This is a genomic window from Jatrophihabitans sp., from assembly GCF_035474675.1.
GTDB lineage: Bacteria > Actinomycetota > Actinomycetes > Mycobacteriales > Jatrophihabitantaceae > Jatrophihabitans_A.
The window spans coordinates 1-6,476 of sequence record NZ_DATINC010000017.1; the positions used below are offsets into that span (position 1 = coordinate 1).

Annotated in this window: 6 protein-coding genes; all 6 read right to left on the reverse strand. The window is 71.1% G+C overall.

The window, feature by feature from the left end:
* Positions 1-6: 6 nt before the first annotated feature.
* Positions 7-306: an NADH-quinone oxidoreductase subunit NuoK gene (gene nuoK, locus VLJ82_RS01385; RefSeq protein ID WP_022914642.1), complete on the reverse strand. Its 300-nt coding sequence runs from the start codon at positions 304-306 to the stop codon at positions 7-9.
* A gap of 37 nt (positions 307-343) precedes the next feature.
* Entirely contained in the window at positions 344-1,126 is a 783-nt protein-coding gene (locus tag VLJ82_RS01390; RefSeq protein ID WP_408661531.1) for an NADH-quinone oxidoreductase subunit J, read from the reverse strand.
* Entirely contained in the window at positions 1,123-1,656 is a 534-nt protein-coding gene (gene nuoI / locus VLJ82_RS01395) for an NADH-quinone oxidoreductase subunit NuoI (protein WP_408661535.1), read from the reverse strand. Before nuoI ends, VLJ82_RS01390 begins: the two co-directional genes overlap by 4 nt.
* A gap of 238 nt (positions 1,657-1,894) precedes the next feature.
* Complete coding sequence (nuoH, locus tag VLJ82_RS01400; protein WP_408661532.1) at positions 1,895-3,241, reverse strand: NADH-quinone oxidoreductase subunit NuoH; 1,347 nt, start codon at positions 3,239-3,241, stop codon at positions 1,895-1,897.
* Between the two features lie 4 nt (positions 3,242-3,245).
* Positions 3,246-5,708: an NADH-quinone oxidoreductase subunit G gene (locus VLJ82_RS01405; RefSeq protein WP_408661533.1), complete on the reverse strand. Its 2,463-nt coding sequence runs from the start codon at positions 5,706-5,708 to the stop codon at positions 3,246-3,248.
* Positions 5,705-6,476, reverse strand: a 772-nt coding sequence (locus tag VLJ82_RS01410) for an NADH-ubiquinone oxidoreductase-F iron-sulfur binding region domain-containing protein (RefSeq protein ID WP_408661534.1), incomplete at its 5' end; no start/stop codon positions are given. The genes VLJ82_RS01405 and VLJ82_RS01410, both read right to left, overlap by 4 nt.

The window sequence follows — 6,476 nt, forward strand, 5'->3', positions numbered from 1 at the left end:
CTCCTCTTAGTACTTCAGGAGGTTCGCGTCGTCGACCGAGGCCGACCGCCGCGTCCGGAAGATGGACATGATGATGGCCAGGCCCACCACGACCTCGGCCGCGGCCACCACCATCACGAAGAAGGCCATGATCTGGCCGTCCAGGGTGCCGTTGATGCGGGAGAAGGTGACCAGGGTGAGGTTCACCGCGTTGAGCATCAACTCCACGCACATGAAGACCACGATGGCGTTGCGCCGGACCAGCACCCCGACCGCGCCGATGGAGAACAGCGCCGCGGACAGCACCAGGTAGTAGGTAGGGGTCATGAGGCGAGCACGCTCCTCCGCGAGCCGAGCAATCGAGTCACGAGAGTTCTCCCTGCCGCTCGGGCAGCGCGTGCGGCGCGCCGACCCCGATCTCGGTCCCGCTGCCCAGCAGCGACTCGGGAGCCACCGAGCCGTCCGGCAGCAGTGCCGGGGTGCCGATCGCATTGCCCGACGACAGCACGCCGGGTCCGGGCAGCGGCTGCGGCCGGCCGGACCGGAACCGCTCGCGAGCCAGCGCCTTCTGGGTCGGCCGGGCCCCGTCGCGCTCGATGTGGGCCAGCACCATCGCCCCGACTGCGGCCACGATCAGCAGCGCCGAGGTGAGCTCGAAGGCGAACAGGTACTTGGTGAACAGCACCCGCGCCACCCCGTTGACGTTGGTGCCGTACTGGGCGTTGGCGTCGGTGAGGTCTTCGACGGTCTGGCCGGTGAAGGCCCGCCCGATCCCCAGCGCCACCAGCAGGGCGAAGCCGAGCCCGGCCACCAGGGCCGCCACCCGCTGGCCGCGCAGCGTCTCGACCAGGGAGTCCGCCGAGTCCCGCCCGACCAGCATCAGCACGAACAGGAACAGGATCATGATCGCGCCGGTGTAGACGATGATCTGCACCAGGCCCAGGAACGGGCCCTGCTCGATCACGTAGAACAACCCCAGGCACATCATGGTGGCGACCAGCGACAGTGCCGAGTGCACCGCGTTGCGCAGCAGCACCATGCCGATCGCGCCGAGCAGCGCCACCGGTCCGAGGATCCAGAACGCCACCGCCTCGCCGGTGCTCACCTGGGTAGAACCGGCGGCCAACACCGCCTGGGTCGCGCTCATGCGTGGTGCCCGCCGACCTCGATGGCCGGGCCGCTGACCGGCCGGCCGGCGACGTTGGCCGCGCTCTGCGGCGCGCCGGTGTCCTGACGCGGGGTGTAGTACGCCTTCTCGTCGTCGCCGAGCCGCATCGGGTGCGGCGGTGCCTCCATGCCGGGCAGCAGCGGGGCCATCAACTGCTCCTTGGTGTAGATGAGGTCCTGCCGGTTGTCCAGGGCGAGCTCGTAGGAGTTGCTCATCGTCAGCGACCGGGTCGGGCACGCCTCGATGCACAGGCCGCAGAAGATGCAGCGCAGGTAGTTGATCTGGTAGATCTTGCCGTAGCGCTCCCCCGGCGAGTACCGGGCGTCCTCGGTGTTGTCCCCGCCCTCGACGTAGATCGCGTCCGCCGGGCAGGCCCAGGCGCACAGCTCGCAGCCGATGCACTTCTCCAGGCCGTCCGGGTGCCGGTTGAGCACGTGCCGGCCGTGGTAGCGCGGTGCGGTCGGAAAGACCTCGAACGGGTACTGCTGGGTGTAGACCTTCTTGAACATCGTCGAGAAGGTCAGCCCGAACCCGGCCGCGAACGTGCCCACGGTGGCGTTCGGGTGGTTGAACTCGTCATCCTGCAGCGCCTTGGCCGACACGTCGCCGGGCTGGGCCGGCCCGGCCCCCTGAGCGACCGGGACGACCGCCTGGCGCTCGATCGGGATGTCGGAGTCCCGGGCGATCGGCGCCGCGGCCCCGGTGGGCCCGGCGGCGGCGTCCGCGGACGGCCGCGGACCTGGTTGGTCAGCCATTGACAGGACCTTCCGGAAGGGAACTGGACGAACCCGGCAGTGCCTGCGACGTCACGCCGGCACTGACCAGACGGGGCGAGGGCGGTACCACCAGATCCATCGGCGGGATCGGGAAGGCCGGCGGCAGCTCGGCCTCGGCGGCCTCCTCGGCGGCGAGTTCGGCCTCCAGCCGCTTGCTGCGGCGGGTGTCGAACAGTGCCCACAGCACGATCAGCGCGATGATCGGCAGGCCCACCACCAGCATCACCGCGATCGCGTTCCAGCCGCGGTCGCGCAGCACCTGCATGGTGGTGATGGCCAGGATCCAGGCCAGGTTGAGCGGGATCAGCACCTTCCAGCCGAAGTGCATGAACTGGTCGTAGCGCAGCCGGGGCAGCGTGCCGCGCAGCCAGACGAAGCCGAAGATGAACAGCACCACCTTGGCGGTGAACCACAGCATCGGCCACCAGCCGGAGTTGGCGCCGGCCCACAGCGACAGCGGGAACGGTGCCCGCCAGCCGCCGAGGAACAGCGTGGTGGCCAGCGCCGAGACGGTCACCATGTTGACGTACTCGGCGAGGAAGAACAGCGCGAACTTCATCGAGGAGTACTCGGTGTGAAAGCCCCCGACCAGCTCGGACTCGGCCTCCGGCAGGTCGAACGGGGCCCGGTTGGTCTCGCCCACCATGGCGATCAGGTAGATCCCGAAGGACACGAACAGCGGCAGCGCGTTCCACAGGTGGTCGCTCTGGTAGGCCACGATGCCCGAGGTCGACATGGTGCCGGAGTAGAGGAAGACCATCACGATCGACAGGCCCATCGCGACCTCGTAGGAGATCATCTGGGCGGCCGAGCGCAGCCCGCCGAGCAGCGGGTAGGTCGAGCCCGAGGCCCAGCCGGACAGCACGATGCCGTACACGCCGAGCGAGGAGCAGGCGAAGATCACCAGCACGCCCACCGGCAGGTCGGTCAGCTGCAGCATGGTGTGGTGGCCGAAGATCGAGACGTCCGGGCCGAACGGGATCACCGAGAAGGCCAGGAAGGCCGGCACGCAGGAGACCACCGGGGCGATCCAGTACACCGGCTTGTCGGCCAGCGTCGGGATGATCTCTTCCTTGAAGGCCAGCTTCACGCCGTCGGCCAGCGACTGCAGGATGCCCCACGGGCCGACCCGGTTCGGGCCGATCCGGTTCTGCATCCGGCCGACCACCTTGCGCTCGAAGACGATCGAGAACAGCGTCATCACGACCAGGAAGGCGAACACGCCGACCACCTTGAGCACGACCAGCCAGAACGGGTCGTGCCCGAACGCGGCCAGGGTGGCGTTCGGGTCAGCGGCTGCGGACAGCACGTTGGTCATCTGCCTACCTCCACTCACTCGTCGCGTCCGCCGTCGCCGCGGCGGCCACCCGGGTCACCGTGACCTGGTCGCCGTGCACGGCGCGAAGCACCTTACGCACCGAGCCGTCCCGGTGGTTGGCCGGCAGCCACAGCACGCCGGTCGCGGCCCGCTCGGCGAACACCGCGGGCGCGGTCAGCGACCCGTGCGCGGTGCTGACGGTGACCAGGTCGCCGGGGTTGATGCCCAGTTGCTCGGCGGTGCTCGCGGCCAGCAGCACCCGCAGCGGCTTGCTGGTGCCGGCCAGATTCGGCTCGCCGTCGGTGAGCCGGCCGCCGTCGATCAGCTCGTGCCAGCTGGCCAGCACCAGCGACGAGGCGTTGTCGGCGGGCCGCGGCCGGACCGGCTCCGGACGGCGGCTGAGCCGACCGGCACCGGCGGCCAGGGTAGCCAGCTCGGCACGTGCGCTCTCGACGTCCGGCAGGCCGAGGTCGATGTCCAGCTCGTCGGCCAGGGCGTTGAGCACCCGGTGGTCGGCCAGCTGGCCGGTGTTGGTCAGGGTGAGGTCGAACGGCCGCCGCCGGCCCTCCCAGGTGACGAACCGGCCGGCCTTCTCCGCCGCCACCGCCACCGGCAGCACCACGTCGGCGTGCTCGGTGACCGCCGAGTGCCGGATCTCCAGGCTGACCACGAAGCCGGCCGCGGCCAGCGCCGCCTCGGCCAGCGCCGGGTCCGGCAGGTCCGCCAGCTCCACGCCGCCGACCAGCAGACCGCCGAGCGGCGCCTCCTCGTCCAGCGCGGCGGTCAGCATGCCGGCCAGGTCGCGGCCGGGCGCGGGCGGCACGGGCGCGTCCCAGACCCGCTCCACCTCGACCCGGGCCGCGTCGTCGCTGACCGGCCGGCCGCCGGGTAGCAGGGTGGGCAGCGCGCCGGCGTCCACCGCGCCGCGCTCACCGGCCCGCCGCGGCACCCAGGCCAGCCGGGCCCCGGTGGCCGAGGCCAGCTCCAGCACCGCGCTCAGCGCGCCGGGCACCACCGCCATCCGCTCGCCGACCAGGATGACGCCGCCGGCCAGCGCCGTGCGCAGCCCGGAGTCCAGGGCGGCGATCGCCGCGGCCTCGCCGCCGGGCAGCACCGGCAGCAACTGCCCGCCGAGCTTGTCCAGCCCGCGGCTGGCAAGCGCCGCGATCGAGTACACCGTGCAGCGGCCGTTGCGAACTCCCTTGTACAGCCGCAGGAAGGTGATCGGCGACTCTTCCTCGGGCTCGAGACCGACCAGCAGCACCGTGCCGGCCTGCTCTAGGTCGGTGTAGCTGACCCCGATCCCGGTGCCGGCCACCGCCGCGCCGAGGAAGGCCAGCTCCTCGGCCGAGCTCGGCCGGGAGCGGTAGTCGATGTCGTTGGTGCCCAGCGCCACCCGGGCGAACTTGGCGTAGGCGTAGGCGTCCTCCTCGGTCAGCCGGCCGCCGGGCAGCACCCCCACCCCGCCGTTGTCGCGGGCCCGCGCCAGGCCCGCGGCGGCCGCCTCCAGCGCCTGCGGCCAGGACGTCGGGACCAGCTGGCCGGCCCGGTCGCGGACCAGCGGGGTGAGCAGCCGGTCGGGCTGGTTGATGTACTGGAAGGCCCACCGGCCCTTGTCGCAGTTCCACTCCTCGTTGACCTCGGCGTCCTCGCCGGCCAGCCGCCGGGTGATCTTGCTACGCCGCCAGTCGGCCCGCAGCGCGCAGCCGGACGAGCAGTGCTCGCACACCGTCGGGGTGGACATCAGGTCGAAGGGCCGGGCCCGGAACCGGTAGGACGCGCCGGTCAGCGCGCCGACCGGGCAGATCTGCACGGTGTTGCCGGAGAAGTAGGACTGGAACGGGGTGTCGGTGGAGGTGCCGACCTGCTGCTGGGCGCCGCGTTCGAGCAGGTCGATGAACGGGTCGCCGGCGATCTGCTCGGAGAAGCGGGTGCAGCGCTGGCACAGCACGCAGCGTTCCCGGTCCAGCAGCACCTGGCTGGAGACCGCGACCGGCTTGGCGAAGGTGCGCTTGACGTCGGAGAACCGGGAGTCGGCCCGCCCGTTGCTCATCGCCTGGTTCTGCAGCGGGCACTCGCCGCCCTTGTCGCAGACCGGGCAGTCCAGCGGGTGGTTGATCAGCAGCAGCTCCATCACGCCCTGCTGGGCCTTGTCGGCCACCGGCGAGGTGAGCTGGGTCTTGACCACCATGCCCGGCATCACGGTGGTGGTGCAGGACGCGGCGGGCTTGGGCATCCCCCGGCCGTTGCCCATGTCGGTCACCTCGACCAGGCACTGCCGGCAGGCACCGGCCGGTTCCAGCAGCGGATGGTCGCAGAACCGCGGGATCTGGATGCCCAGCTGCTCGGCGGCCCGGATCAGCAGGGTGCCCTTGGGTACCGAGATCTCGATGCCGTCGATGGTGACGGTCACCAGGTCCTCGGCCGGACGCTGCCCGGTACCGGACTTCTCGGGTGCGACGGTCATGCGCGGGCTCCGGTCAGGGCTGGCTCGGACGGTTGCAGGCCGCCGTTCGGGTTCTTGGAGATCAGGGCGAGGTATTCGTCCCTGAAGTACTTCAGCGAGGAGGTGATGGGGCTGGTCGCGCCGTCGCCGAGCGCGCAGAACGACCGGCCCAGGATGTTGTCGGAGACGTCGAGCAGCGTGTCCAGGTCGGCCAGGGTGCCCCGGCCGTGCCAGATCCGTTCCAGGATCTGGGCGGTCCAGTAGTTGCCCTCCCGGCACGGCGTGCACTTGCCGCACGACTCGTGCTCGTAGAACTCGGTCCACTTCAGCACGGCCTGCACCACGCTGTCGCCGGAGTCGAAGATCATCACGGCCGAGGTGCCGTTCATCGAACCGGCCTTGGCGACCGCGTCGAAGTCCAGCGGGATGTCGAGGTGCTCGGCGGTGAACAGCGGCGTGGAGGAGCCGCCGGGCGTCCAGAACTTCAACGGCAGGCCGCGGCTCATGCCGCCGGCCAGCTCCAGCAGCTCGCGCAGCGTGGTGCCCATCGGGGCCTCGTACTGACCGGGGTTGGCGACCCGGCCGGACAGCGAGTAGATCGAGGTGCCGGGCGAGCCGTCCGGGCCCATCTGCTTGTGCCAGGCGGCACCGCCCAACACGATGTAGGGCACGCTGGCCAGGGTGCCGACGTTGTTGACCACGGTCGGCGCGTCGTAGAGGCCGTTGGTGGCCGGGAACGGCGGCTTGAGCCGGGGCTGGCCGCGCTTGCCCTCCAGCGAGTCCAGCAGC

Coding starts and splice junctions, on each gene's coding strand:
- nuoK (WP_022914642.1), bottom strand. CDS start 306: ATGACCCCTACCTACTACCTGGTGCTGTCCGCGGCGCTGTTCTCCATC.
- VLJ82_RS01390 (WP_408661531.1), bottom strand. CDS start 1,126: ATGAGCGCGACCCAGGCGGTGTTGGCCGCCGGTTCTACCCAGGTGAGC.
- nuoI (WP_408661535.1), bottom strand. CDS start 1,656: ATGTTCAAGAAGGTCTACACCCAGCAGTACCCGTTCGAGGTCTTTCCG.
- nuoH (WP_408661532.1), bottom strand. CDS start 3,241: ATGACCAACGTGCTGTCCGCAGCCGCTGACCCGAACGCCACCCTGGCC.
- VLJ82_RS01405 (WP_408661533.1), bottom strand. CDS start 5,708: ATGACCGTCGCACCCGAGAAGTCCGGTACCGGGCAGCGTCCGGCCGAG.